The following is a 26998-nucleotide window of genomic DNA, read 5'->3' as shown; positions in this document are numbered from 1 at the left end:
ATCTGGGAGTTGCACCGGGCGACTATCATTGGCTAACCCCGAGCTTAAGCGCACTGTATCGGGACTTCACCCCCTCTGAGGCACTAAGTGAAATGCAGCGAGCTCAAGTCGCAGCCAGTGTTTTGGTGCAAGCTGCTGCTACTGAAGCTGAGACTGAATACCTGCTTGGCGTAGCCTCACATTTTCCTGAACAATTTTTAGGTGTAGTCGGATGGGCGGATTTTACGGCTGTGGATGCCATCGCACGTATCGCCCGGCTGGCAGAAAATAAAAAGCTGGTGGGACTGCGCCCCATGTTGCAGGACATTAGCGATGTCAACTGGATCCTTAACCCGGCGTTAGCCCCCGTATTGCAGTTTATCAGCGACAAAGCAATTCCGTTTGATGCACTAGTGACCTCATCTCACCTGCCTGCTGTTATTAAGCTGGCGCAACGCTACCCGCTAATGACCATCATTATTGACCACTGTGCCAAACCCAGTGTAGACAATGCGCCGCAGGAAAATTGGAGGGAAGCAATGGCAACATTGGCAGAATATCCCAACGTGGTAGTTAAAATGTCCGGCCTGCCCTCTGAATCGGCTGAGCCGTTTAATAAAGCGGGAGCTGCACAATTTCTGGATCTACTGTTACAGTATTTCGGTGCTGATCGGATCCTATGGGGAAGTGATTGGCCCGTAGTTACCCAGCGAAGCAACTATTGCCAATGGCTGACGTTTTGTATTGAGTTTTGTCAACAACGATTAACGTCGAAGCAATGTGAAGCTGTGTTTGCACTTAATTGCCATAGAATTTACAACCTCGCCCGCCCTGCTCCTGACAGTGCACCTCACCCACTGATTCTTCTGCATGAACGCGACAACGTGCTAATCGCCCGTAGAAATCTTGCTAAGGGAGATGTGATGACCATCGACGGTGTTGAAATAGCCATTGAAACCGATATCGCCGTAGGCCACAAACTCGCCCGCCACACCATTGCGAAAGAGGAAAAAGTTATCAAGTATGGAGCGGCAATCGGCGTCGCTAAAGTGAATATTTCCCAAGGCGCGCATGTGCATCTGAACAACTTGCGCAGCGACTACATTCCCAGCCATACAAGGAGCAGTGTTAACCATGACACCTCTTCCCGCGATTAGCGGCTTTTTACGTCCAGACGGGCGTAAAGGCATTAGAAACATAACGTTAGTTTGTTACCTGGTGGAATGTGCGCACCATGTGGCCCGCAAAATTGTGGATAAAGCCGACCAGTCTGACGTCCATCTTATTGGCTTTCCTGGCTGCTTTCCGAATGACTACGCCTTAAAGCAGCTACAAAGTATTGTCAGCCATCCCAATGTTGGCGCTATTTTACTGGTGTCGCTAGGGTGCGAGGGCTTTAACAGAGAAGCGTTGTACGATGCGGCTCACAGGTCCGGCCGTCCGGTGGATACATTGGTGATTCAGCAACAAGGTGGTACTCGATCAGCGATTGAAAGCGGCATTATGAGAGTACAAGCCCTGCAACAACACATCGTTGTGCAACGCGAACCTATGGCAGTATCTGAGCTGGTGATCGGTACGATTTGCGGCGGTTCCGACGGCACCAGTGGCATAACAGCAAACCCTGCAGTGGGAAAATCTTTCGATAAACTGGTCGCGCAACAAGCCACCTGCATTTTTGAAGAAACGGGAGAGTTAATTGGTTGTGAGCAGATCATGGCTGAACGTGCTGCCACTCCTGAACTGGGTAACATTATTACTGCTGCCGTGGACAAAGCCAGTAACTATTACAAAGTGCTGGGCTATGGCTCATTTGCGCCCGGCAACGCAGAAGGTGGTCTAACCACTCAGGAAGAAAAAAGTATGGGCGCATACAGTAAATCAGGCAGCAGCCAGATAAGCGGCATAATAAAGCCAGGCGATGTCCCTCCCCGCGGTGGGCTTTACCTGCTGGATGTGGTACCCGATGGTGAGCCACGCTTTGGCTTTCCCAATATTTCCGATAATGCCGAAATTGTCGAAATGATTGCCTGCGGCGCACACCTCATTCTATTTACCACCGGCAGAGGCTCCGTTGTGGGCTCAGCCATTTCCCCGGTGATAAAAGTTTGCGCCAACCCAGAGACCTATCGCAGCCTTTCTGAAGACATGGATATCAACGCCGGCAGAATTCTGGAGGAAGATACCAACATTGATGAAATCGGCGATGAAATTTATCGCGCCGTACTGGCTGTCGCTAACGGTGAACCGACGAAATCTGAAGCACTCGGCCATCAGGAATTCATTCTTACTTACAAAACCTTCGAGCCTATTGGCCCGCAGTGTCTACCTTTCGGATAACTTATGCTAAGACTTAAAAACAAAAAGGTATTAATTACCGCGGCGGCCCAGGGAATTGGCAGGGCGAGCGCTGAGTTGTTTCATCAACAAGGTGCTCAGGTCATTGCTACTGATGTCAATATGCCGCTACTTAAAACGACGCAAGTCGCTGAGCATCATTATTTAGACGTCACTGATCTGGACAATATTCACCAGCTACAGGCGCAAATCGGAAATGTGGATATACTGTTTAATTGCGCAGGCGTCGTTCAGAACGGCGGGATAATGGATTGCTCAGAAGATGACTGGGCGGCTTGCTTGGCACTAAACGTCACTTCTGTTTATCGATTGTGCCAGGCGTTTATTCCCGGCATGTTGGCTCAAAAGACGGGTTCCATTATTAATATGGCTTCCGTTGCAAGCAGTATTACTGGCGTTGGCAACCGTTTTTCTTATGGCGCAAGTAAAGCTGCGGTTATCGGTATGACCAAGGCAATGGCCGCCGAATTTGTAGCAAACAATATCCGGGTTAACGCTATATGCCCCGGTACCATTGAATCGCCCTCCCTTGAACAGCGAATGGCGGCAAATGGCGATTATGAAGCCAGTCGCAAAGCCTTCGTTCAGCGCCAGCCGATGGGGAGATTGGGTCAACCGATTGAAGTGGCTCAGCTAGCCCTTTATTTAGCAAGCGACGAATCATCGTTTACTACCGGGCAGGTGCATGTCGTAGATGGCGGCTGGACAATTTAACTAACAGGACTATGTATGAAACTGATTCGCTACGGAGAAGCGGGCAAAGAAAAGCCCGGGATTGTAGATACGAAAGGCGCTTACCGGGATCTTAGCAAACATATTAATGATGTCGCGGGCGCCACACTGGGCGCGGATTCACTTTCTGCGCTGCAACAGCTTGATATAGATTCACTACCGGAAATTCCTGCTGATGTACGCTTGGGGCCTTGTGTTGGCAATGTAGGGAAATTTATTTGTATCGGGTTAAATTACGAAGATCATGCTAGAGAAACCAGCGCAGATATTCCTCAGGAACCCATTATTTTCATGAAAGCCACCAGCGCCATCAGCGGTCCGAATGATCCTATTATCCGCCCCAAAAATAGCACCAAACTTGATTGGGAAGTGGAATTAGCGATTGTGATCGGAGAATCCATTTCTTATGCCGATGAAGCACAAGCAGAAAAGGCCATTGCTGGTTACTGCATTTGCAATGATATTTCCGAAAGAGAATTTCAGTTGGAGCGCGGCGGCCAATGGGATAAAGGCAAAGGCTGCGACAGCTTTGGCCCTCTGGGTCCATGGCTGGTAACCAAAGAAGAAATTAAGGATGTCCTCAACCTGGATATGACGTTGCAGGTAAACGGCAAGCAGTATCAGAATGGCTCCACCCGCACAATGATATTCCCACCCGCTTATGTAGTAAGCTACATAAGCCAGTTTATGAGCTTACAGCCTGGCGATGTTATCAGCACCGGCACCCCGCCCGGGGTAGGACTAGGTATGAAGCCGCCAGTGTGGTTACAACCGGGTGATAATGTGGAGCTACAAATCACTGGATTAGGGCAGCAACGCCAGGTTGTAAAGGATTATCAGGAAACGCTATGATTGGCGAAAATACAAGAAAACAGGCTTCTTTTGCAACAGTGAGTCCATGTCTGGTACTGGTAATCAGCCTTTTCTTCATGTGGGGGTTTGCTAACAACCTTAATGACATTCTTATCCAGCAATTTAAAAAAGCTTTCGTTTTATCTGATTTTGAATCCTCTTTGGTGCAGTCAGCGTTCTACCTTGGCTACTTTTTCTTTGCCATTCCTGCTGCGATCATTATGCAGAAGTTCGGCTATAAGCAAGCTATTGTAGGCGGACTTCTGCTTTACGCCTGCGGAGCGCTGCTGTTTTTGCCCGCAGCAGAGCATCAGGAATACACCTTTTTTCTTATTGCTCTTTTCGTTATCGCCAGCGGACTTGCTTTTCTTGAAGCAAGCGCCAACCCATTTATTGTAAAGCTAGGACCACCAGAAACCGCCCAGCAACGATTAAATTTTGCCCAGTCTTTTAATCCTTTAGGTTCTATTACCGGCGTGCTGGTCGGGCAATCTTTTATTTTTACCGGTGTTGAATACAGCCAACAGCAGCTCGCCGCTTTTAGCCTTGATGAAAAAGCAGCTTACTTACGCGAAGAGGCGTTAACGCTGCAGGTCCCCTATTTGATTATTGGCTGCACAATACTGTTGTGGGCGGCACTATTTTTATTTTTAAAAATCCCCAAGCAGGTAAATGAAGCACCAGCGTCTTTTAGTCTCGGCGGATTTCGCTCTGGTATGGCAGCGTTAATGCAAAAGCCTCACTTCCGCGCTACCTTACTGGCGCAGTTTTGTTATGTGGGCGCGCAAGTGGGCGTATGGAGTTTTCTTATCCGCTATACCCTGGTAAACCAGCCGGAAATGACGGAAAAAGCTGCGGCTAATATGCTGTCTATCTCGCTGGTGTTGTTCATTATTGGCCGGTTTGTCGGCACGGCGTTAATGTCGAAAATGGAAGGGCGTAAGCTTATGGCCATCTTTGCTCTGGGGAACACTGTACTGTGTGGCTTTGCCATGTTCGTGGGAGGAAAAGCAGGAGCCTATGCGCTTGTCCTCGTCAGTTTTGGAATGTCGATTATGTTCCCTACCATTTTTGCCATGGGTATTGCCGGGGCTGCGGAACACAGCAAGATGGCTTCATCTCTTCTTATTATGACCATCATCGGCGGAGCCATTCTCACTGCAGTCATGGGAATGGTGTCAGATTTATCCGGCATATCTGCGGCATTTGCGGTTCCGGCAGCTTGCTTCGTAGTAGTAGCCTGGTTTGCTTTATCTGGATATAAAAATAAGTCTGTTGCGCATAGATAAAAACTCCCCCTGCGTGAGACATCGCTATTGCTGATAAAAAGAAGCCGTACGCTACTTTGATTGGCGGCAAAGCAAGTGCGGCTGATGCATATTCAGCAAGTGGTAAAACCCGCAGTCAGAAAAACGCTACCCCCTCCACACAGTGAAGTCACAGTTTAAATTTCATCCGAAAAGCCTCCACCAATCGCTGGGCTGTAAGCATAGATAACGTTGCGGCACAGCAGGTAAACAGGCGTATTTCCAGTTGGTGCGATGAGCGAGATTTGGGCGCGTATGCTACCGGTATTTCCTCACCAGTAGGAACGTCCTCGCCGACGATGTTAATTTTTAACCAATTGTTTGCACATTTATTTTACAACTGTCTATACTTTTCCTCACCGTTGCCACCGGTAGCACGTTTTAGCGTGTTACCGCCAAAACTAAAAACGGTATATATAGCAACCAAACCGACGTTGTGAAATTGCAGTTAACGTAGTGTCGGAAATTCTCATTCAGGACAATAAAATGAAATTCAACTTACCTGCGAAACTTACCAAAATTACGATGATTTTTGCCAGTCTTGGCTTTACAGCTAACGCCTTTGCCGATGGCTACCATACACAAAACGGGGGAACGACCGGAGGTGCGGGCGGTAATGTTGTCTATGCGACAACCGGAACCCAGATTCATGAGGCGCTCTGTAGCAGAGCATCAAGTGACACTCCTCTCATTATTGAAGTGGAAGGTACGATCAATCATGGAAATACCACCAAAGTTTCAGGAGATAGCTGCAATACGGCTGCTGATAAAATTGAGCTTAAAGAAATCAGTAATGTCACGCTAATTGGCGTGGGCAACGGCGCTCTTTTCGATGAACTAGGCATCCACATTCGAAGTGCGAGTAACATCATTATTCGAAACGTGCACGTAAGAAACGTCAAGAAATCCGGCTCGCCGACCTCTAACGGCGGAGATGCAATAGGCATGGAATCAAATGTCAGCAACGTTTGGGTAGACCACGTCACACTGGAAGCCAGTGGCGGCGAAAGTGAAGGATATGACGCACTTTTCGATCTTAAAGGAACGTCGAAATACGTTACCCTTTCCTACAGTATATTGCGTAACTCCGGCAGAGGCGGCTTAGTTGGCTCAAGCGATAGCGATGACAATAACGGCCCGGTTACCTACCATCATAATTATTACCAAAACATTAATTCCAGAACGCCTCTTTTACGTCATGCCACTGCCCATTCTTACAACAACTATTTTAATGGCATCCAGTCTTCAGGGATGAATCCTCGAATCGGCGGCCAGATTAAGGCTGAACACAACTATTTTGAAAATGCGAACAACCCGCTTGGCACCTTCTACACTGACGACATGGGGTACTGGGAAGTTAACGGAAATATTTGGGGAGCCAATGTAGTCTGGACTGAGGAAGACAGCGGTAATCACCCTGCGGGTCCCAATCCCAGCTCAACAACATCAATTAGTATTCCATACAGCTATCAGCTTGATGATGCGAGTTGCGTTCCTGCACTCATTCTTGCTACTGCAGGCGCCGATACGCAAATGGCTGAATCGGACGGTAGTTGCTCGGTGACTGGCGGTGGCGATAATGGAAATGGCGACAACGGCGGCGATGGCGATAACGGAGGTGGTGACAATGGCGGCGGTGGCGACTCAGGTACTAATCTGGCAATCGGTGCCGGCGCAGATGGAAGTTCAAAAGCAAGCGGAACCAGCTATGGGAACGTAATCGACGGCAACGTAGATACATTTTGGTCGCCGTCAGGATCTACAGGTACCATTAATGTAAAGAACCTGGGCTCGGAAGTCAGTGCTGCACGTATAGTGGAATCGGCTGGCGCAGAAGGCAGAATTACCGCCTGGTCACTTGTTAACTACGATACCGGCGTAGTTTTAGCTTCCGGCAACAGCGTGCCGGACGTAGTTACCTTCAATGCCGTTACACTTAATAAACTCAGTTTTGTCATTTCTGCGGCAACAGGTACGCCACAAATTGCTGAATTCGAAGTGTATGCATCTTCTACAGGTTCAGGTAATTCTAATGGTAACAGTAGTAGCCAGCACAACAGTATTGTCAGCGGCACGTACCGAATCGCCCCCGTTCACAGCGGCCAAACGTTGGATGTGACTAATTGTGCATCAGTAAACGGCGTAAATGTTCGCCAGTGGAGTTGGCTCAACAATGAGTGCCAGCAATTCATTATTACACCTGTTGATGATATTTGGCACAGAGTATCACCCGTTAATGCCCCTAACCTGGCTCTAGAGGTAGATTCATCCAGCACGACGAGCGGAGCCAACGTAATGCTTTGGGAATACTGGGGCGGGTACAACCAACAGTTTAGGTTCCAAAGTGCGGGTAACGGAAAATGGCGACTGGTTAACCGCAATAGCGAGCTATGTCTTGATATTGAAGGAGCATCGGCAACTGAGGGCGCGAACCTCATCCAATGGACGTGTACCGCAGGCAGAGAAAATCAAATGTTTGAACTGATTTCTCAGTAATAGGACGGAAGGTGCGGGCTTGGCGTGCGTTCCAAGCTCGCTTTTATTGTCGGCTGAAATTTAGCCATTGAGCTTAATGTTCAGTGGATATTTTTTTGTGCTAGTTTATTTAGTTTTTTAAAAATCCTGCTCAACTCAGCTTTTCTTTCCTTCTCTTTTATTGAATCTCTTCTAATTACCCACTTTAAAACTAACCAGCTAAAGTTTTCATAGAATGTCACTTGCCTTTTTTGTGATGAAATTATGAACTCTCTAAAATAAAAGCCAAAATCTATCACCATTGATTTATAAGCTTCATACAAATACAGCTCATCATATAAATCATGTCGTATTGCATTCGATGCCTGTTCCCACGTATTCAGCACATACCTTATTGATTTTGCATATTCGTTGCTTCGATGTTCTGGTTGCGCCAGTTCGGCGAAGTCAAGCTCACTTCTTCTTGCTATGGCTTCCCCAACCTTTCTAATGTGTTTTAAGTATGCTTTATTATCTTGCAGCCTTTTTTGGAAATCCAAAGAGTTTGCCTCTCTAGCGGTCTGGCGTGAGTATGCTAGATTTAAAAGCGCCGCTGTTAGAGCTAGTGATGCTGAAAGTAGAATGGCAATGGCAGATATGAGCTTTTCATCAACCTGATGAATGACAAATATACCTCCCAAAGAGACTAATATTATAGTTGCCGCAAGAATGTAATTTAGCTTAGTTCTTTTTTTCAAAACTCACTCACAAAAAAAGAGCCATCAGGCTCTTTTTAAAATCTCGATTAATATTTTTGATTACGCCGCCGCGCCAAATCCCCAGTCTTCTTCTCTATACATAGGACACTCCCTACTTAGCACTGTGTATTTTCAAATATAGTCTTTATAAACTGACAATGTCAATACAGATCAATTGAAACGGCCAACACGTCACTCTAAAGCCCAAAAAGCCTAGAATATCAAAGAGTTAAAACTTTATACTAACTGTGCAGGCGATCCATTAAGCTAATTATAGTACCGAAATCCTTTACAGAAAGCAATTTGAAACAACATCCAATTGTAAATGCACTGAATATTGTGACAATTATGGGACGCTCATTTTACGAGCAATCAATGAGCGGGGTAAGTCATTGAAAATAGGAAAGTTGGTCGGTGTGAGAGGATTTGAACCTCCGACCCCTGACACCCCATGAACTCCAGAGGGATAAGCTGCAGCCCGCAATATAAAGGAGCAAACCCCATCCAAATAAGGCCTACACTATAATTTCTCTTCATTTTGTTGTAGCTGAAAGTAACTAGAAATAATCCTTTATTGCGGTACAATAGCCCCTAATTAGCCCCTCCTATTGAAAAGGGGCTTCCAAGAGGGGCTAAAAGTGAAGACGTCAATCACTACCGCACAAGCTAAAAAGTTTGCTGATACCGCAGCGCCAAATAAAGAGCTTTATTGCTCAAACATCACAGGCTTTCATCTTAGGAAAAACGCAAAGGGTGTTAGCTGGCGTTTGAAATACTTAGACGCAACTAAGAAAAGACGCCGTGTAACTATTGGAGGCTATCCTGCCTTACATCCTCAGGAGGCCGCTCAAACCGCTATAGAATGGCGCAGTGGTATCACCAAGGGCGAAGCAGACCCAATGGCAAAGCGCGAGGCGTTAGCCGCTCAGAAACGTGTACAAGAGCAGCAACAACAGCAAAACCAGTACAAGGTAACAGGACGTTTCTTTACTGACGTTTACGAGCCACATCTGATCAGCAATTACCGAAGCGGCAAAGAAGTCGCCAGTAAGATAAAAAACTTTTCTTTCCTCTTTGAGCGTGACATGGACAAGATCAACTCACACGATATAAACGCTTGGTATAGTCGTGCTTCTACAGCTGGGCTAAAACGTCAAAGCATTATCGGTTATCTAGGAGCATTTAAGGCAATGCTCAACTTTGCAGCTGGCACAAAGAAAGGCGATCAGAACAACAGCCCCGTAATTCAGTTTAACCCTCTTAGGGACTATTCTTTACCACGCCCAAATGTTCAAGAGCGAGAACAATTAAAGCGCCAGAAAGAGCAACTGCAGGCGAAACGCGACATATTCACGCCTGAAATTAGAACCGGTATCATGCAAGGTTTAACGGCCTATGCTGAAAAGATTAGAGCGCAACGCCGTAGCAGCCGCAAACATGGTAAACCGTTTCTACCTGATTTAGACCTTGTTCCTTTCCCGCATTGGTTTTTACCGTTTGCTCATATTGCCCGCTTAACAGGTATGCGCCCTAGTGATATTAGATCGCTTCGCTGGGAGCAGCTATCCTATAACCGCTTTAACGGTGAAACTGTACTGACCTTTACCCCGCCTAAAACCGAAGACAAGGGCATAGAACCTATAGAAGTAAAGTTTCCAGTGTCAGGCGAACTAAAAGAGATACTCAGTCAGTGGCAAGAGCATCACGGAAACCCCACCAGCGGTTTTATATTTAAGTCTGAACGCACAGGTAATCAGATAGAGCGCAAAGCCTATTTAAAGCATTGGAAGCACGTTAAAGATTTGGGAAAACTACCGAAAGACTTAGACTTCTACGCTTTCCGTCACAACTTCATTTCAACACTCGTTAAACAGAACTACAGGCCGCTGAGAATAGCCAAGCTGGTGGGGCATGCTGACGAAACCATGATAATAAAGCACTACTTTCACACTGATAACGAAGATATGAACGAGCTAGCAAGTGTGGCCGCACAAAGCTGGGCTAAAGCTGTAGGGGGTGAATGATGAAAAAAATAAAATATAAAATGGGGAGTCGAAAAAAGTATGACGGCTTAGTAACACATCTTAAGGACGTTGATACAATCGGCGATCCTAAGGCAATACCGCCTAACCGCGAAGAGGCAGAGAAAACCATGTCGTGGGCGCGTGATGCTATAAAGCGAAAGGGGGAACGTGGAATAAAGCCAGTCAATGCGGAGAAAACGAGAGACTGGGATCTTGAGTTGATGTTGCCGGACCTTGCAGCAATGCTGTTTAGCGATTATCTCGCTGAACGAAACTTGCCTAGTGAGTTTACACCTCACTTGTTAGGCTCAGATCAAAAACAACGCGTTCCGTTCAAAACGCGGCTTTTAGAACTAGCTATCGAAAAGAAACTAAATGAACAAGAGCAGCGAGGAGTTTGCCTTGCAGCAGACGGACTATTTGAAATTTCTTGTGCAGAATCAAATGTGAAAAACGAGAACTTCGAAATGGCCGCGATCCATATAGGTCGGGCAATGCCGATCGCCGTTGTATTGAACGTAATTAAGATGGAACACTCTTGGCACAATGGACAAAGTTATCAGAACAAAAACAAAAGCAAGGCAGAAAAAGAACGAAAGCCAGAATTAGGAAAAATCTATAGAAAGCTAGCCAAGCGGAAAAAAGCAGGAGAAACACCAAAAGACCTATGGCCGATTTTTATTGAAGATTTGCACAATGCTACAGATGAAAATGGGGCAAAACCGTTTGATGATGTTAAGTCATTTTATCCGAATAGCGCAAACGTGAGAACTTGGCGCGTTGAGTTTTATGGGAAAAGCGGACCGGTTAAAATTAGATATGAAGCTTATCTAAAAGGCTTGAGAAAATAAGTTAAAAAAACTATACAGGTAGCCGCGGCTAATTCCACCTCCACAATTTAATAGAAGCCTCTAGCAACTAACTGCAAACAGGGGCTTCATTATGAACCAGCAGACAGACCTACTCAGACCTAGCCAAGCGGCAGCGTATCTGAACATGCACCGCGTTACACTTCACCGCTTGTCCGAGCGTGACCCAAACTTCCCACGAAAAATTAAAGCTGGAGAGCGGCTTTGCTATTTCCGCAAAACTGACCTTGAAGCATGGCTAAAAGATCGGGAGGTGTGATCATGAAAAAGCAAAACAATATACACAGCACCAGCTTAGTAGCGCAGCGCCAGCGGCTATTAGAAGCGCTTAGAGAGCGTTCCCTTACTACGGTAGATTGTCGTAATGAGCTAAACATTATCGCGCCAGCCCCAAGAATTTATGAGCTTAGACACAACTACGGGCACGAAATACTAACCGAAAGAGTAACCGTTGCTGATAATCACGGACGCTTACATCCACGAGTAGCCCGCTATCACTTAATGAAAAACGAAAACTGCGGGGGGTAATTTATGATCGAACAAAAGAAAGCCCCAGCGGTTACTGAGGCTATGCAAAACAATATAAACACAAGCACGTTTAATATACCGCTTTGCTCAGGTTTTGGCCAGTTTCATAGCACCAAGAATAAGCTAGAGCCAAAGGCTTATAAAGCGATCACACTTCAACAAATAGTCGATATGCTCGCACGACCACCAAGCAGGGCTAAAGAGCATGGCCAGTGGGCTATATTCTCAGACTTAGCGAGTCGGGATGTTATTGAACAGCGCAACACCGGTGCGTTTTACGCTCTGTGGGCTGACATTGATGATACAGGCGACAAGACCTTTACGGATATGTTTAGCCTCGCTTATGGTGCATTAAGCGTTGACCTAATAGCGTACACCAGTCGAAGCGCTACTGAAGCCAAACAGAAAAGCCGTTTAATTGTTCCATTAGCCCATTCGGTAAACGGTCGCGACTTTGAGATCATGCAAAAGATACTCAATGACAAACTAGAAGCCGCTGGTGTTATACCAGACCGCAAAACCGAAACCGCAAACCAGATCTGCTACTTACCGAACAAAGGCGAGTTTTACGACTTCATGGATAACTTCTTTACCGGCCTGTTATCGGTGGATAGCTGGGGCGATGAGTTTCACGCTGAGATGCAAACGCTGGAAGCTGCAGAGTACACCCGTAAAGAGCGGCTAGAGCAAAGTAAGCGTAAGGCATACGAACGTATGTCAAGCAGCGGCAAAAGTCCTATAGATGCTTACAAAGCGGCCTATAGCCCCCTTGATTTACTGGAACTATACGGCGGCAAGGTCAGAGGCGAACGAGCAGTTTCCCCGTTATCTGAGAGTGGTAACGCCCAGATCGTCATCAAGCCAGACGGCGCTTTACTAAGCCATCACGGGAGCGATGATGAAGCTGGACTAGGCAAACGTACCCCACAAGGTAAACGCCTCATAGACGCATGGGATTTATTTAAATTCTTTGAGCATGGTAACGATGAAACAGCAGCCCTTAAAGCCGCTGGCGTTATGTTCACGGACGAAAACGGTGTAAGTATCTCCAAGCGTAACCAGCGCGACTACATGGAAGCCCAGAGCGCGACCCCAGAAGCACTAGAGGCGGTAACAGTGATATTCGACAATGAAGCTCCACCTAGCCAGTTAAAACAGCCGCCAAAGCCTACATTCGACTTTACCAAATTTGCACTCAATGGGAGTTCAGCCACTATGAAAGCGCAGATGCTCGATGATAGATATGTACTTGATGGACTGGCAATACTAGGGCAAGCCACCGTCTTTTACGCCAAGCCAAACAGTGGTAAAACCTTACTGACCTTGCACCTAATTTGTGACGGTATAAAGCGCGGCGAGGTTGACGGTTCAGACGTTTTTTATATTAATGCCGATGATGATCTCAAAGGCCTAGTGACCAAGTTGGAGATAGCTGAACAACACGGTTTTTATTTGATTGGGCCAAGCTTCAAGGATTTCCGCATAAACGACTTTGCGTCATATATCGCGGCAATGATTAAAGCGGACGACTGCAAAGGCAAGGTGATTATTCTCGACACCTTAAAGAAGTTCACAAATATCATGGACAAGAAAATGGCCAGCGATTTTGGAAAGTATATGCGCGGGTTTGTGAGTAAAGGCGGCACTATGATATTGCTGGCACACACCAACAAGAACAGAGATTTAGAGGGTAAAGTAGTGTTTTCGGGAACGAGCGACATTGTGGACGATGTAGATTGTGCCTATACGATAGATGTGACAGAGAGTAACGAGCTAAGTAAAACCGTTCTGTTTGAGAATATCAAAAGCCGAGGCGACGTTGAGCAAGAGGTGGCCTATAGCTACGCTAACGATATTACAGGGGCAACTGGCGGTTACCTCGCTTTACTCAATTCCGTTCACAAGGTAAGCACTGCAGACGCAGAGGAAGCAAAACAGCAGCGCGGGATTATGGATCAGCTTGAGAAGAACGCTCTAATCATTGAAGCCATACAGGAAGCCTTAGCCGGTGGCGAGATGAAGAAAACCGACCTAATAGAAGAAGCGAACAAGCTATCCGGAATTTCTAAAGAGCGAGTAAGTAAAACACTAAACGCTCACACAGGCAAAGACTGGAGCAAAGGCCATCGCTGGACGAGACGCAAAGGCGAGAAACACAGCTTCTTTTTCAGGGCGCTTCACTGCACAGATCAAACATTTGGTCTTTATGACAAGCTCAGTAACGGCGACTAATTTAACAAGTTTGTCAGTGATATTTAAGCCAGCTTCGCAGACTCTGGAAAATTAGAAAATTTAAGAAATTAGAATTAAGGGGTAAAGCATGGGGACAAGAAGTGGCTATTAATTAGCCACGCTTGGTTTTTGAATTAGGCTGCAGCCCCCACCAGCGCTTAATTACTCTAATTTTCCTAATTATTCTAATTTCTCAAAAATATTAAATATTCTGTACTTTTCAAATACTGGGGTAGAACCAAAATATAAAGCGAGGCTAACATCCATTCAGGAGCGCCAATCATGAAACCTACCAAATTAACTGACCAACGAAACAACACACTAGAAGCAGTGAAAACGATTATACAGAGTCATAATCTGCATGGACTACCGAGCTATAGACGCCCCTTGGCACCGAGGTACAAAAATGTAGTCGCCATACTGAACGATCAGCAAATTAAAACAACATGGTGTAATGAGTGGACACCCAAGCGGCTACTGAGATTTTTACAACGGCTAGGCTATGCAGGCTTAAGCGGTGTTAAAGAAGATATGATGGGACTACCTAAGAAGCTGGAATAAGGTTTGTTGAATTTTCAGTGCTAATAAAAAAAGGGTATTTTCTTACACATTAAGGGAAGCGCAGAAAACAGACATTATATTTGCAGAGTAGCCCCTAATCAGCCCCTCTCTAAACGAACTCAACATCCAGACATAAAAAAAGGCCTCAAGCAAACGCTCAACGCCTTGTTTTTACTCGAAAAGTTGGTCGGTGTGAGAGGATTTGAACCTCCGACCCCTGACACCCCATGACAGTGCGCTACCAAGCTGCGCCACACACCGACCGAAAGAGCGGACAAGTGTACTCATTTTTTTGACTATTGCAACGCAAAAAATCCATTTTAACTGCCGTTTGCCGGTAAAATGCACAATAACTTCAACAGCCTGCTAACAAATATAAAAATTATCGTAGGTATCCAGCTACACTTGCTTCCCCACCCGTGTGAAAGTAGTAATAGATGGCACTTACGTACGGCGCACGTCTTCGTTAAACATCGTTAGCTATAACAGCTCGCAGTTACTCGCGGCGAAGATTTTTCGCTTCTGTCCGGCAAGGAACAGCATATTCAAGCTTTGGCTATTAAGGGCGTGTTGACTTTTTCTGTTCATTTTTTTCAGGGTTCTTCATAAACCTGTCTTGCTCTTTGTTGCTCGTTACTTACTTAAGTTGCCTTTTTTACCGAGTACGGGCTTCATAGCTCGCGTCGCAATCAAAACAGGTTTGTTTTGAACAAACTTCGGACAGCAAAGATTAACACGCCCTACTTCTCGTCTTTACCGTCAGAGCTAATTCTGCTGGCGTCGGCGCCATGTTGCCCTTTATATTTTGCGTCTAACCTGGCGCTGTAGGGTTTTTCAGCAGATTGCGACAACACTTCAAAACTTAACGCCCCGATCTTCATCATTGGGCGCAGCGCCAGCGGCAACTTGCCACTATTAAAGAACTCCAGCACAATATTTCCTGACCAGCCTGGATCGATGCGGTGGGCTGTCACATGCACCATTAATCCCAGTCGCGCCAATGAGGAACGCCCGTCCAGCCAGCCGACAATGTTATCGGGTAACGTTACTGACTCATAAGTCACAGCCAGCGCCAGTTCCCCTGGATGAAGGAAGAATGCCTTGCCGTCGGCCAGCTCAATTTCATCACTCATGACTGAGTTTAACGCTTCCTGAACCTGCGCTTTCGGTCCACTTAAATCGATAAACGGCGCCTGATGATCTTCAAATACGCGAAATTTATTTCCCAGCCGAATATCCACGGTCACGCCGCTGATTTCACTGTAATCGGGCGTGGGATCGATTTTAATTTTGCCTTCCTGTAGATATTGAAAAATATCTCGGTCACACAATCGCATAGGATTTTCCTACTTCTTTTTGGGCGCTCATTATGCGTACGTAGCCAGTGCTAATCAACAAGCTAGTTGCCTGTTACTGAAACCTTACCCCGATAGGATCGCCTTTTATGTTAGTTTCATCAGTTCGTGCGCTCAGAGTAAGCGACATTGTCATTGATAGTGCCCTTGCAGCTTCTCGATAAGCCTCAGCTAATGGGCTGTCAGGCTCAGCGGAAACCAGAGGTGCCCCGCTATCGGCGTGCTCCCGAATCTGCATATCAAGAGGCATAGCCCCTAGCAACGGTAAATCATAACGCTCTGCCAATTTTGTTCCACCGCCGTGGGAAAACACGTATTCTTTGGCGCCACAGCTGCGACACTGGTAGTAGCTCATATTTTCTATAAGCCCCAGTACAGGTACATTCACTTTGTTCAACATGGCGATGCCTTTTTGCGCGTCCGCCAACGCCAGATCCTGAGGAGTGGTAACAATAACCGCTCCAGACAAAGGCACCTGTTGCGCCATCGTCAGTTGAATATCGCCGGTTCCGGGTGGCATATCGACTATCAGATAATCCAATACCGGCCAGTGAGTTTCATCAATTAATTGTTTTAACGCGCGGCTGGCCATCGGCCCACGCCACACGGCAGCATCTTCTTCGGGCACAAGATAGCCAATAGAATTTGCGACCAAGCCTCCAACTTCTATGGGTTGCATGTGCTTACCATCAACACTGGCTGGGCGAGCACTGGTGTTACCCAACATAATCGGAATAGAAGGGCCGTAAATATCGGCATCTAAAACCCCGACTCTTGCGCCCTCCTGCTGCAGCGCAAAGGCGAGATTGATACTGGTAGTAGATTTACCCACCCCGCCTTTGCCCGAAGCAATAGCAACAATATTGCGAATGTTAGTCACTCCAGGAAGTTTTGTCTGCGCGCTGGGAATTTGTTGGGTAACCTCAACTGCAGCATGTATTTCCTTTGCCTGCAGACTGTCTTCGATATGCTGACGCAATCTTTGGTGTTGAGTGGCAGCACAAAAGGGTAAGGTGACGACCAGCTTATCGTTATCCTGTCGGCACCAAGGGCGGGTTTCTTCTATGGGCAATGAATAATACTTAGCCACTAAGCCGGCTAAATGCTCGACTGTCTTATCTGGTTTGCGAGAGAAAAACATAGGTTACCTTTAATTTACCGGATTACGTGAATTACGTAATGCAAAAATGGCGCAATTCCGATAGTATTTGCAGCCATTTTGAAACGCTTGAGATCATAAAAGTCATTATGTCAGAACACCTCTCGTCTTCTGCCGCACCGGCATCGACCACTAAGCGCCGTATACTGGTTACCAGTGCCCTGCCCTATGCAAACGGTTCTATTCACCTTGGCCATTTGCTGGAGCATATCCAGACCGATATCTGGGCTCGCTTTCAACGTCTAAGAGGCCACGAATGCTACAGCGTCTGTGCCGATGATGCCCACGGCACACCCGTTATGCTCAAAGCCCAGGAGCTCGGCATTACACCAGAAGAAATGGTCGAGCAAACCCGCGCCGAACATCATCAGGATCTGCAAGACTTTTATGTGAACTATGACAACTATTATGTGACTCACTCGCCAGAAAACAAGGCGCTGTGCGAAACGATTTATCATCGTCTTGATGAAGCGGGCTACATTAGCAAGCGCACCATCAATCAGCTTTACGATCCGCAAAAGCAAATGTTTTTGCCAGACCGATTTGTAAAAGGCACATGCCCTAGCTGTAGCGCTGAAGATCAAAACGGCGATAGCTGTGATGTTTGCGGCGCAACTTATAGCCCTACTGAGCTAAAGAATCCTCGCAGCGTAGTATCGGGTGCGACACCTGTCTTAAAAGAGTCTGAGCACTTTTTCTTCGATTTGCCGCAGTTTGAAGGCATGTTAAAAACCTGGATTCGTTCTGGTGCCTTGCAGGATGAAATGGCGAACAAACTGCAGGAATGGTTTGAAGACGGCCTGCAGCAATGGGATATCAGCCGCGATGCGCCTTATTTTGGTTTCGAAATTCCGGGCGCGCCCAACAAGTTCTTCTATGTGTGGGTAGATGCACCGGTTGGGTACATGGCTAGCTTCAAGAACTTTTGTGATAAGAATGATGTCGATTACGATAGCTTCTGGGAAAAAGATACTGATACAGAGCTTTATCATTTCATCGGTAAAGATATTACCTACTTCCACTGTTTGTTTTGGCCAGCAATGTTGGAAGGTGCTGGTTATCGTAAACCTACAGGTGTGAATATCCACGGTTTTGTGACCGTAAACGGGGCCAAAATGTCGAAGTCTCGCGGCACTTTCATTAAAGGCCGTACGTTTCTGGATCATCTTGACCCGGAATATCTGCGCTACTATTTTGCTTCCAAACTAGGCGATAATGTCACAGACATTGATCTTAATTTTGCTGACTTCGCTCAGAAAGTAAATTCTGATTTGGTTGGCAAAGTGGTAAACATTGCCAGTCGCTGTGCCAGCTTCATCACCAAACGCTTTGACGGTAAGTTGTCAGATAATGTACTTGAGCCTGAACTGCTTGCTCAGTTCCACGGCGCGTCAGAAACCATCGCTAACTTCTACGAAAGCCGCAAGTATCATCAAGCTGTGCGCGAAATTATGTCGCTGGCCGATAAGGCCAATCAGTTTATTGATACCAATGCGCCTTGGGTAACCATTAAGGACGAATCGAAACAGCAATTTACTCATGATGTTTGTTCACTGGGTATTAATATGTTTCGAATTCTGGTGACATATTTGCAACCGGTACTGCCGGTGTTAGCAGAGAAAACCGAAGCCTTTTTAAATGACACGCTAAGTTGGGAAGGCGCGCAAGCTACGCTTACCGGTCACGCAATTAATAAATTTAAGCCAATGATGCAAAGAGTGGAAATGGAGAAAATAGACGCAATGGTTGATGCATCCAAAGAGAATCTTGCTGCTACCAGCACACCGAAAATCTCCGCGGAAAGTCCGCTGGCGAAAGACCCTGTCAGCGACACTATCAGCTTTGATGACTTCGCTAAAGTAGACCTGCGAATTGCCCGTATTGCTAATGCGGAACATGTGGAAGGTGCAGATAAACTACTACGCCTTGAGCTGGATCTGGGCGGCGAAACTCGTCAGGTTTTCGCCGGCATTAAATCTGCTTATGCGCCTGAAACGCTCATTGGCAAACACACTGTAATGGTGGCTAATCTGGCGCCGCGCAAGATGCGTTTTGGATTGTCTGAAGGAATGGTGCTTGCGGCTGGTCCCGGCGGAAAAGATTTATACATTTTGGAACCTCATGAGGGTGCCAAACCGGGTATGCGAGTGAAATAGTTTTTGGCCGTGTATTGCGCATAGTGGTGCGCAATACGCTACCTGAGGTTACTGCTCTTTTTTGTGTATTGCCTCACCTGCTTTTAGGCGCATACTCGCACCTAGAGGGCTAAACTGCGGCTGAAGTTTCCATTTAGGACGAACTGTCGTCATCGGCCACACGCGTTTGCGGGCCAAAATAACATACACCGAGCTGCACCAGGGGCAGTATTTACAAAGCCACTGCTGAAAGGCCGATAACTCTTTTTTACGGTATTTGAAAAATAGCATGGAAAAAAGTACCTGACGCTGCTCAACAATCTCAAAGCCCAGGAGTTGTAGCCAATCCCGTATGCGCGAGCTGGTAAAAAATCTGGCGTCATGCAGAATGTTACCGCGATTTATCGGTAAAAACTTCCCGATTCCGGTAAGACTAAAAGGATTGAAGCCGCTTATCATCACGTAGCCGCTGTGAGTAATGCAACGGTCTACTTCACGTAATATCTGATGCGGATCCTGCGCAAAATCCAGTTCGTTGGCGAGCAAAAAACCATCGATACTGTTCTCGATGTAAGGCAGTTCGTGAGACTTTCCCTGCAGGCCCGTTTGATCGCCCAGAACCCGGGTTTGATTAATCTGATGCGAAACAGGACATCTTGCCAGCTGAATTTGTGCGCTAAGATTTCCCAGTTTTACGAAATGATAACCAAAAATACGCTGGCTATAACTATTACACACCTCCTGCACAGCTTGCTGGATAACCTCCCCGGCGGGAAGCTCAGTCCAGTCGGTAGGGTAACGAGGCTCTGTATGGTGAAAGGCCGATCTCATTGATTTTCAGGCTGATCCATTTGGTTGCGCAGACGCTATCAAGTTCCTATAGTATCCTATTCATTACTTTTCACAAGCAGGTACGCTATGACCGTTGCTCAAGGAAAACTACCTGACGGTGTGACCGTCTCGCCTGTCCGCGCTTTTTCCGACAACTACATCTGGTGTTTACACAATAATACCCATGTTGTTGTGGTCGACCCCGGCGAGGCGCAGCCTGTGCTCACGTTTTGCAGAGAAAACAGCCTGACCTTATCTGCGATTCTCATCACGCATCACCACCATGATCATACCGGGGGCATCGAAAAGCTCATTTCCACGCGCCCGGATATTCCGGTCATTGGGCCTCGTGGCGGACATATTCGCGGTGTTACCCAATCAGTCGTTCAAGGTGACACGGTTTCTTTAGCGGATTTAAAATGTGAATTTTCGGTTATTGAGGTTCCAGGGCACACTTTGGATCACCTAGCTTTCGCTGGCCAGGGGCTGGTTTTTTGCGGTGATACGTTGTTTGCCGCAGGATGTGGGCGGTTATTTGAAGGCTCTGCCGCACAAATGCTTCATTCATTAAACAAGCTCCAGCGCTTACCCGATGATACACTGGTTTATTGCGCTCACGAGTATACCCAGTCTAATATTCGTTTTGCCAAGGCTGTAGAACCAGAAAACCAGGAACTACAAGATTATGCGCTTGGGGTAGAAAATCAGCGAAAAGACGATAAACCAACCATCCCTTCGGATATAAAAACCCAAAAGGCAGTGAATCCTTTTTTGCGCGTAAATGAGCCTAACGTTGTTGCAGCAGCTAACTCTTTTAGTAATCAAGCGCTTAATGATGAGGTCAGTATTTTTGCATCATTACGCAAGTGGAAAGATGAGTTTTAATGGATTTCACAGCTAGAAAACGTACAATGCCAAGTTTGTCGTAGTTAAAAACGGGGCTTTAGCGCAATGAAATGCCGGTTGACCATTTTATCTTCACTTGTGTTGTCGCTCACACTTAGCGGGTGCCAGACGCTGGATGATTCTCAGCAGGACACGGTGGATGCTGCCCAGCAGAGCCAGCAATCAGACACCATAAATGAGAACAACAGTGGCGCTTCGCCTGATAAGTGTGAAATTGGTCGCACCCCCATTGAAGACAAACAAGACTGCGAAATAGCCAAAGATGGCGTTATTGAGGTGGTACACCCTCAAGAAGATGTCGACGTAGAATTGGAGCCCGAAGCCATTGAAGAAGCCCCGGTAGTGATTGATGATGTCTGGGTACGCATCGGTAATCAGCTTCAGTTTAGTATGCCCGACGATCGGCGGGTACACGTACAGCGTAATTGGTATTTAAAACATCCTGAATATATGGCCAGGGTGGTCAATCGTGCTAAGCCTTTTCTTTATTATATTACTGAAACTCTTGAAGAGCGCAAAATGCCCCTGGAACTGGCGCTGCTTCCTATTGTAGAAAGTGCCTATGATCCGTTCGCTTATTCGTTTGGGCGGGCTGCCGGAATGTGGCAGTTTATTTCCAGTACCGCTAAACGTTTTGGTATTCGACAGTCCTGGTGGTATGACGGCCGGCGCGATGTCATTGCCTCCACTGAAGGTGCGCTGGATTACCTGACATATTTAAATAAGATGTTTGATGGCAACTGGTTACATGCTCTTGCCGCGTACAATAGTGGCGAAGGTCGGGTTCAGCGAGCTATCAAACATAATAAAGCGATAGGAAAACCCACCGATTTCTGGTCTCTGGATTTGCCAAGGGAAACGCGCGCCTATGTACCCAAACTACTTGCATTGGCTGATATTCTGAAAAGAAAGAAGCATTATAAGTTTACCTGGCCAGAAGTAGAAAATGTTCCCGTAATTGTTGCAGTAGATATTGGCTCTCAGGTAGACCTTGCTTTTGCGGCGGATTTGGCAGATATGAAATTAGAAGCCTTTAGCGCGCTTAATCCTGGATTTAACCGCTGGGCAACTGATCCCGATGGCCCTCACCGGTTGGTTTTACCCACAGATAAAGCCGATGCTTTTCGTCAGGCACTTGCCAAAATAGATCGTAAAGAACGGTTAAATTGGGTACGGCATAAGATCAAAAGTGGCGACTCACTGCTGAAACTTGCTGCGCAATATCATACCACTGCAGATATTATAAAACGCGTAAACAACCTCGATTCCAATGTGATTCGAATTGGCGATTACGTCATGGTGCCGGTAGCGCTTAAAGCGCTGGATGCTTACCCGTTGTCTCAGGATCAGCGTCTTGCGTCAATTCAAAATACTGAGCGTGCCGCTCACCAGCTAATCCACGAAGTGGCTGCTGGCGATACTTTTTGGGATCTCAGCCGCGAATACAAAGTGAACATGCGAGATTTGGCAAAATGGAATGCCATGGCTCCTACCGATCCATTACTGCCCGGTAAAAAGCTGGTTATCTGGGTAAACCAGGTGACTGAAGCGCAAAAGCAAAATGCAATACTGCGTACTCTCACTTATACAGTAAAATCCGGCGACTCGCTTTCTCGCATTGCCAATAAATTTAACCTTAAAATCAGCGATATTGCCAAGTGGAATGACCTAAACCATAAGCGCTATTTGCAGCCCGGTCAGAAGTTGACCCTTTATGTGGATGTGACGCGGCTTAAAAACGTAGGATAACGTCAATGCTAAGAATTAACCGGGAGAATTTACGCGCAAGTCACGAGACTCCCTGGTTGATCCTGGATTTGGTCATGCTGGTACTGCTGATAGTCAATCTGGCATGGCTTATTTTCGACGCTCTTTACGCTACGGATGTAATCCATTCACAACTGGACAGGTTCTGGCCTGCCCTCATCACACTTTATCAGCCTGTTCATAAAAATTTTATTTTGGTGGACCTGGTTTTTATCACAATATTTTTTGCCGAATTTTGCTTTCGCTGGAGCGTCTCGGTGATCAAAAAAGAACATTTGCGCTGGTACTTTTTTCCATTCTTACATTGGTATGATCTGGTGGGGCTAATTCCGCTGGGCGCCACGCGAATTTTTCGTTTCCTACGTATTTTCTCTATTCTGCATCGCCTGCACAAATTTAAGATCATCGATTTAAATCGCACAGCCATTTTTCGCTTTTTCACCTTTTATTACGATGTTTTTGTGGAAGAGCTTAGCGACCGTATTGTAGTGAGAGTGTTGTGTGATGCGCAAAAAGATATAGCCGCTGGTTCGCCACTGGTTGAAGATATCAATCGACAAGTATTAGCACCAAGGCGGGCAGAGCTTACCCAATGGCTTGCAGGTGCCCTCAATCATTTTGGGGAATCCATTGCTGACATCGATCACGGCGAAGTTATTCGTCAGCATGTTCGTCAAAGCATAGGAAAAGCGGTCAAGAACAATGCTCAGGTTTCTACCCTCCATTATTTGCCGATTATCGGCCGCACAATCGAAAGCACTCTGGAAATTGCGGTGACAGACATTGTGACCACCTCACTTATCAACTTACTTTCAGATTTAGATGCCAAAAGCATTGATCATTTCGTTATCTCAGGCTTCAAGGATTATAAACCTACGGCTAATGAGCTGGACAGAGAAGTTCTGCAGATTATTAACGAATGTCTTGAATTGATGAAATCCCACGTTTCTCAGCAGCGCTGGAAATCGGAACTAATGGAAAGAGAAAGTACGTTACCGGTTTCTGATGTTCATAAGCCGATGTATCACAAACCGGGCGACCCGAAGTGAGTATATATGGTAACAAGTACAATACATGAAGCCTGCCGCAACCTGATGTCTCCGGTATTGTTCTTAACCTTACACCAGACTACCCATATTACATGAGGCCACCGCCCTAGTTCTGGTTCTGCGCTTTTTATGCACCAGTCACAATTGTAGAATCCAGCCACCGAGGAGCATTTAGTTGCACAGCGCTACAAAGTGTTACCAGCGCACTTGGCGCTGGCTGGGCCGATACAGCCTGGCTACTGCCGCCGCCATGTCGTTCCCATTGGCCCATCTTCAAGTACTACGCCTTTTGCTGTTAAAGCATCACGTGCACTGTCAGCAGTCGCCCAATCTCGCGCAGCCCGGGCATCATTTCGTTGCTTGATAAGTGCTTCGATTTCAGCAGCCTCGTCGTGAGCTCCGGCTTGCAAAAATATATCCGGATCTTGTTGCAGTAAACCAAGAATGTTTCCCAGTTTCTTTAATAAAGCCGCCAGGCGTCCCGCTTGGGCAGTATCAGTCTTCTGCTTGTTTAAATCGCGCGCCAGGTCAAATAGTACCGAATACGCTTCAGGCACATTTAAATCATCGTTCATGGCCGATTCGAAACGAGCTAAATAGCCACCGTAGGCAGTGTCTACTTCATCGTCGGCAGTAACGCCGCGAAGCGCAGTATATAAACGCTCCAACGCCGACTTCGCTTGCGTAATATTATCTAAAGAATAACTTAACTGGCTGCGATAATGGGCAGACATCAAAAAAAATCGCAATACTTCAGGATCGTGTTCTTTTAATACATCCCGCAAGGTAAAAAAGTTACCCAGAGATTTAGACATTTTTTCGTCGTTAACCTGCACCATGCCGGTATGCATCCACACGTTTACATATGGCGTGTCGTAGGCGCAGCACGACTGCGCAATTTCGTTTTCGTGGTGCGGAAATATTAAATCGGAACCGCCGCCATGGATATCAAAATGCGCACCAAGATGTTTATGATTCATGGCAGAACATTCAATGTGCCATCCCGGACGCCCTTCTCCCCATGGAGATGTCCAAGCAGGTTCACCGGGTTTAGCGGTTTTCCACAGCACAAAATCCAAAGGATCTTCTTTGCCACCGGCAACGTCTACGCGAGCACCTGCATTAAGTTGCGACAAATCCTGTTTGCTCAATTTGCCATAGTCTTCATAAGTACTCACATCAAACAACACATCACCGCTGCTGGCCTGATACGCGAATTTTTTGTCGATTAGCTTGGATATCACATCAATGATTTCATCTATGTGAGTAGTAACTCTGGGCTCAATATCAGGTTCCAACAGCCCAATTGCAGCAAAGTCTTCGTGCATCATTCCAATGGTGCGTGTGGTAAGTTGCGCCATGGTCTCGTTATTCTCTTTTGCACGGGCGATGATTTTGTCATCCACATCGGTAATATTGCGAACGTAATTCACATCGTACCCCAGATGTTTAAGGTAACGAACCAGTACATCAAAACTGAGGTAGGTTCTCGCATGACCCATGTGACTTAAGTCATAAACGGTAATTCCACACACATACAAGCCCACCTTCCCTTCTTCCAGCGGTACAAATTTCGCTTTTTCTCGGGTTCGGGTATTGTAAAGGTGTAGCATTGGCGTTATTCCTTAAGATAAAAGTGGGGACGGATTTTAGCACTGTAAAAGCGCCAGTCACAGGTCTTTATAGCGATTTATGCCTTGGGCTAATTTAACTCAATATTGAAATGAGCTACCATTAGCCGTTAGGTAACTTATCCCATTAATAAGGAAAATATCATGGTAACCCTCAAAACCAATTATGGTGACATCACGTTAACTCTTTTTGCTGACAAAGCGCCGAACACTGTCGAAAACTTTTTGAACTACGTAAAAAAAGGGTTCTATGACAACACTATTTTCCACCGGGTCATTGATGGCTTTATGATTCAAGGCGGCGGTTTTACCGCTGATATGGAACAAAAAACTAACGATGCACCTATTGCCAACGAAGCAAATAACGGTGTAGCGAATGAAGCAGGTACTATCGCCATGGCGCGTACCAACGATCCGCACTCTGCTACTGCGCAGTTCTTTATAAATATTAAAGACAACGACTTTCTAAATTTCACCAGCGAGTCTGTAAACGGCTGGGGATATTGTGCGTTCGGTAAAGTGACCGAGGGTATGGACGTAGTAGAAAAAATCAAGAACGTAAAAACCGGCACCAGCGGCTTTCATCAGGATGTTCCGGTGGAGCCTGTTATCATTGAAAAAGCTGTGATTACCGAAGCGTAATTGGTCGTCATATATGGGTACGGCTTGCTGTGCCCGTCCCTTACCTAGCCAGTCAGTTTATTCATGCCATTTACCTACTTTATTGCTGATCTTCATTTAAGCGCTGATCGGCCCGATATCACCGCGTGTCTAATGCAGTTTTTAGAGCATGACGCTCCCAAGGCTGAAGCACTATACGTATTGGGCGACCTCTTTGAAGTGTGGATTGGCGACGATAATGTCACTCCCTTTAATAACAGCATTGCTAAAGCGTTTAAACTACTAAGTCAGAAGATCCCGATTTACTTTATTCACGGCAATAGAGATTTTGCTATCAGGCAAACCTGGGCTGATAAGGCAGGAATTATTATTTTGCCAGAGCAAAAAGTCATCGATCTTTATGGGCAACCCACCTTGATTACCCATGGTGATGAATTATGTACCCGGGATCTTGCTTATCAAAAATTTCGCCGTAAATCCCGGGGATGGTGGTGGCCCAGGCTAATGCTTGCCTTGCCACTATGGGTGCGCCAGCGAGTGGCGGAAAACGGTCGAAAAGAAAGCGTCGAAAACCAAAAACATTTGAAAGCTGAAATTATGGATGTTACGCCAGATGAAATCGTAAAAGTAATGGAACACTATCAGGTGCGGCAGTTAATACACGGTCACACCCACCGCCCTAATATCCATTCATTAGTGGTAAATGGAAAATCAGCGACGCGAATCGTGCTTGGAGACTGGTATGAACAAGGCTCTGTATTGCGCGTCAGCGCCTCAGATGTTGAGCTGGAAAAAAGAAGTTTTTGTTTTAAGCAATAGAGCCTGCCATTCTTCGATGTCGAATTTGATCGGAAAAAATCTGCGGAAAATTTTGTCCTAAGCTGTATTTG

General features: G+C 46.4%; 23 protein-coding genes and 1 tRNA gene. 18 read left to right on the top strand and 6 right to left on the bottom strand.

Annotated features, from left to right (window positions below):
- The first annotated feature begins 2 nt into the window (after positions 1 to 2).
- The 6 genes from CA267_RS16705 to CA267_RS16675 all read left to right on the top strand — a co-directional run bounded on the left by CA267_RS16705 (position 3) and on the right by CA267_RS16675 (position 7724).
- Positions 3 to 1136 (top strand): amidohydrolase family protein, encoded by a 1134-nt coding sequence (locus CA267_RS16705; protein ID WP_408609424.1) that lies wholly within the window; start codon positions 3 to 5, stop codon positions 1134 to 1136.
- Positions 1114 to 2319, top strand: coding sequence for a UxaA family hydrolase (locus tag CA267_RS16695; RefSeq protein WP_075609732.1), 1206 nt, complete (start codon positions 1114 to 1116; stop codon positions 2317 to 2319). The genes CA267_RS16705 and CA267_RS16695 overlap by 23 nt, the downstream gene beginning before the upstream one ends.
- Positions 2320 to 2322: 3 nt before the next feature.
- Entirely contained in the window at positions 2323 to 3051 is a 729-nt protein-coding gene (locus CA267_RS16690) for an SDR family oxidoreductase (RefSeq protein WP_075609733.1), read from the top strand.
- 15 nt (positions 3052 to 3066) lie between these two features.
- Positions 3067 to 3921, top strand: coding sequence for a fumarylacetoacetate hydrolase family protein (locus tag CA267_RS16685; RefSeq protein ID WP_075609734.1), 855 nt, complete (start codon positions 3067 to 3069; stop codon positions 3919 to 3921).
- Complete coding sequence (gene fucP / locus CA267_RS16680) at positions 3918 to 5210, top strand: L-fucose:H+ symporter permease (protein ID WP_075609735.1); 1293 nt, start codon at positions 3918 to 3920, stop codon at positions 5208 to 5210. Before CA267_RS16685 ends, fucP begins: the two co-directional genes overlap by 4 nt.
- 504 nt (positions 5211 to 5714) lie before the next feature.
- Complete coding sequence (locus CA267_RS16675) at positions 5715 to 7724, top strand: pectate lyase family protein (RefSeq protein WP_075609736.1); 2010 nt, start codon at positions 5715 to 5717, stop codon at positions 7722 to 7724.
- Positions 7725 to 7804: 80 nt separating this feature from the next.
- Here the strand turns inward: CA267_RS16675 and CA267_RS16670 are convergent, their stop codons facing one another.
- Positions 7805 to 8440 (bottom strand): DUF4760 domain-containing protein, encoded by a 636-nt coding sequence (locus CA267_RS16670; protein WP_075609737.1) that lies wholly within the window; start codon positions 8438 to 8440, stop codon positions 7805 to 7807.
- 638 nt (positions 8441 to 9078) lie between these two features.
- Between CA267_RS16670 and CA267_RS16665 the strand changes: the two genes are divergently transcribed.
- The 6 genes from CA267_RS16665 (at position 9079) to CA267_RS16640 (ending at position 14654) form a co-directional block, all read left to right on the top strand.
- Positions 9079 to 10464 carry an integrase family protein gene (locus tag CA267_RS16665; RefSeq protein WP_083638486.1) on the top strand — a complete coding sequence of 462 codons (1386 nt, stop codon included), beginning with the start codon at positions 9079 to 9081 and terminating at the stop codon, positions 10462 to 10464.
- A complete protein-coding gene (locus tag CA267_RS16660) occupies positions 10461 to 11315 on the top strand; it encodes a hypothetical protein (RefSeq protein WP_075609738.1) in 855 nt (284 codons plus the stop codon). The genes CA267_RS16665 and CA267_RS16660 overlap by 4 nt, the downstream gene beginning before the upstream one ends.
- A 91-nt stretch (positions 11316 to 11406) precedes the next feature.
- On the top strand, positions 11407 to 11592 hold the full coding sequence (locus CA267_RS16655) for a helix-turn-helix transcriptional regulator (RefSeq protein ID WP_075609739.1): 186 nt from the start codon (positions 11407 to 11409) through the stop codon (positions 11590 to 11592).
- Between the two features lie 2 nt (positions 11593 to 11594).
- Entirely contained in the window at positions 11595 to 11861 is a 267-nt protein-coding gene (locus tag CA267_RS16650; RefSeq protein WP_075609740.1) for a helix-turn-helix domain-containing protein, read from the top strand.
- A gap of 3 nt (positions 11862 to 11864) precedes the next feature.
- Complete coding sequence (locus tag CA267_RS16645) at positions 11865 to 14093, top strand: AAA family ATPase (RefSeq protein WP_075609741.1); 2229 nt, start codon at positions 11865 to 11867, stop codon at positions 14091 to 14093.
- A gap of 282 nt (positions 14094 to 14375) precedes the next feature.
- Entirely contained in the window at positions 14376 to 14654 is a 279-nt protein-coding gene (locus tag CA267_RS16640) for a hypothetical protein (protein WP_075609742.1), read from the top strand.
- A 184-nt stretch (positions 14655 to 14838) separates the two neighbouring features.
- Here the strand turns inward: CA267_RS16640 and CA267_RS16635 are convergent.
- From CA267_RS16635 to apbC, 3 genes are all read right to left on the bottom strand, one after another.
- Positions 14839 to 14915: transfer RNA gene (locus CA267_RS16635), tRNA-Pro, on the bottom strand.
- Between the two features lie 479 nt (positions 14916 to 15394).
- A complete protein-coding gene (gene dcd / locus CA267_RS16630; RefSeq protein WP_075609743.1) occupies positions 15395 to 15991 on the bottom strand; it encodes a dCTP deaminase in 597 nt (198 codons plus the stop codon).
- A gap of 73 nt (positions 15992 to 16064) precedes the next feature.
- The gene (gene apbC / locus CA267_RS16625) at positions 16065 to 17150 is read right to left on the bottom strand and encodes an iron-sulfur cluster carrier protein ApbC (RefSeq protein ID WP_075609744.1); all 1086 of its coding nucleotides are present in this window, start codon (positions 17148 to 17150) and stop codon (positions 16065 to 16067) included.
- A 107-nt stretch (positions 17151 to 17257) separates the two neighbouring features.
- On the opposite strand from apbC, the gene metG reads away from it, so the two are divergent.
- On the top strand, positions 17258 to 19324 hold the full coding sequence (metG, locus tag CA267_RS16620; protein WP_075610099.1) for a methionine--tRNA ligase: 2067 nt from the start codon (positions 17258 to 17260) through the stop codon (positions 19322 to 19324).
- 48 nt (positions 19325 to 19372) lie between these two features.
- On the opposite strand, the gene CA267_RS16615 is transcribed toward metG, so the two are convergent.
- A complete protein-coding gene (locus tag CA267_RS16615) occupies positions 19373 to 20134 on the bottom strand; it encodes a methyltransferase domain-containing protein (protein WP_075609745.1) in 762 nt (253 codons plus the stop codon).
- 87 nt (positions 20135 to 20221) lie between these two features.
- On the opposite strand from CA267_RS16615, the gene gloB reads away from it, so the two are divergent.
- From gloB to CA267_RS16600, 3 genes are all read left to right on the top strand, one after another.
- A complete protein-coding gene (gene gloB / locus CA267_RS16610) occupies positions 20222 to 21019 on the top strand; it encodes a hydroxyacylglutathione hydrolase (protein WP_075609746.1) in 798 nt (265 codons plus the stop codon).
- 66 nt (positions 21020 to 21085) lie between these two features.
- Positions 21086 to 22789, top strand: a complete 1704-nt coding sequence (locus tag CA267_RS16605) for a LysM peptidoglycan-binding domain-containing protein (RefSeq protein WP_170669081.1) — start codon at positions 21086 to 21088, stop codon at positions 22787 to 22789.
- A 5-nt stretch (positions 22790 to 22794) separates the two neighbouring features.
- Positions 22795 to 23856 (top strand): hypothetical protein, encoded by a 1062-nt coding sequence (locus tag CA267_RS16600; protein WP_075609748.1) that lies wholly within the window; start codon positions 22795 to 22797, stop codon positions 23854 to 23856.
- 236 nt (positions 23857 to 24092) lie between these two features.
- Here the strand turns inward: CA267_RS16600 and cysS are convergent, their stop codons facing one another.
- A complete protein-coding gene (gene cysS, locus CA267_RS16595) occupies positions 24093 to 25469 on the bottom strand; it encodes a cysteine--tRNA ligase (protein WP_075609749.1) in 1377 nt (458 codons plus the stop codon).
- 162 nt (positions 25470 to 25631) lie between these two features.
- On the opposite strand from cysS, the gene CA267_RS16590 reads away from it, so the two are divergent.
- Complete coding sequence (locus tag CA267_RS16590; protein WP_075609750.1) at positions 25632 to 26129, top strand: peptidylprolyl isomerase; 498 nt, start codon at positions 25632 to 25634, stop codon at positions 26127 to 26129.
- 63 nt (positions 26130 to 26192) lie between these two features.
- A complete protein-coding gene (gene lpxH / locus CA267_RS16585; RefSeq protein WP_075609751.1) occupies positions 26193 to 26927 on the top strand; it encodes a UDP-2,3-diacylglucosamine diphosphatase in 735 nt (244 codons plus the stop codon).
- Positions 26928 to 26998: the final 71 nt, after the last annotated feature.

It is taken from the genome of Alteromonas pelagimontana, from assembly GCF_002499975.2.
In the GTDB taxonomy this organism is placed as follows: Bacteria; Pseudomonadota; Gammaproteobacteria; order Enterobacterales; family Alteromonadaceae; genus Alteromonas; species Alteromonas pelagimontana.
Note: the sequence above shows the minus strand (reverse complement) of the source record. Positions and strands in the feature narration are given on the sequence as shown.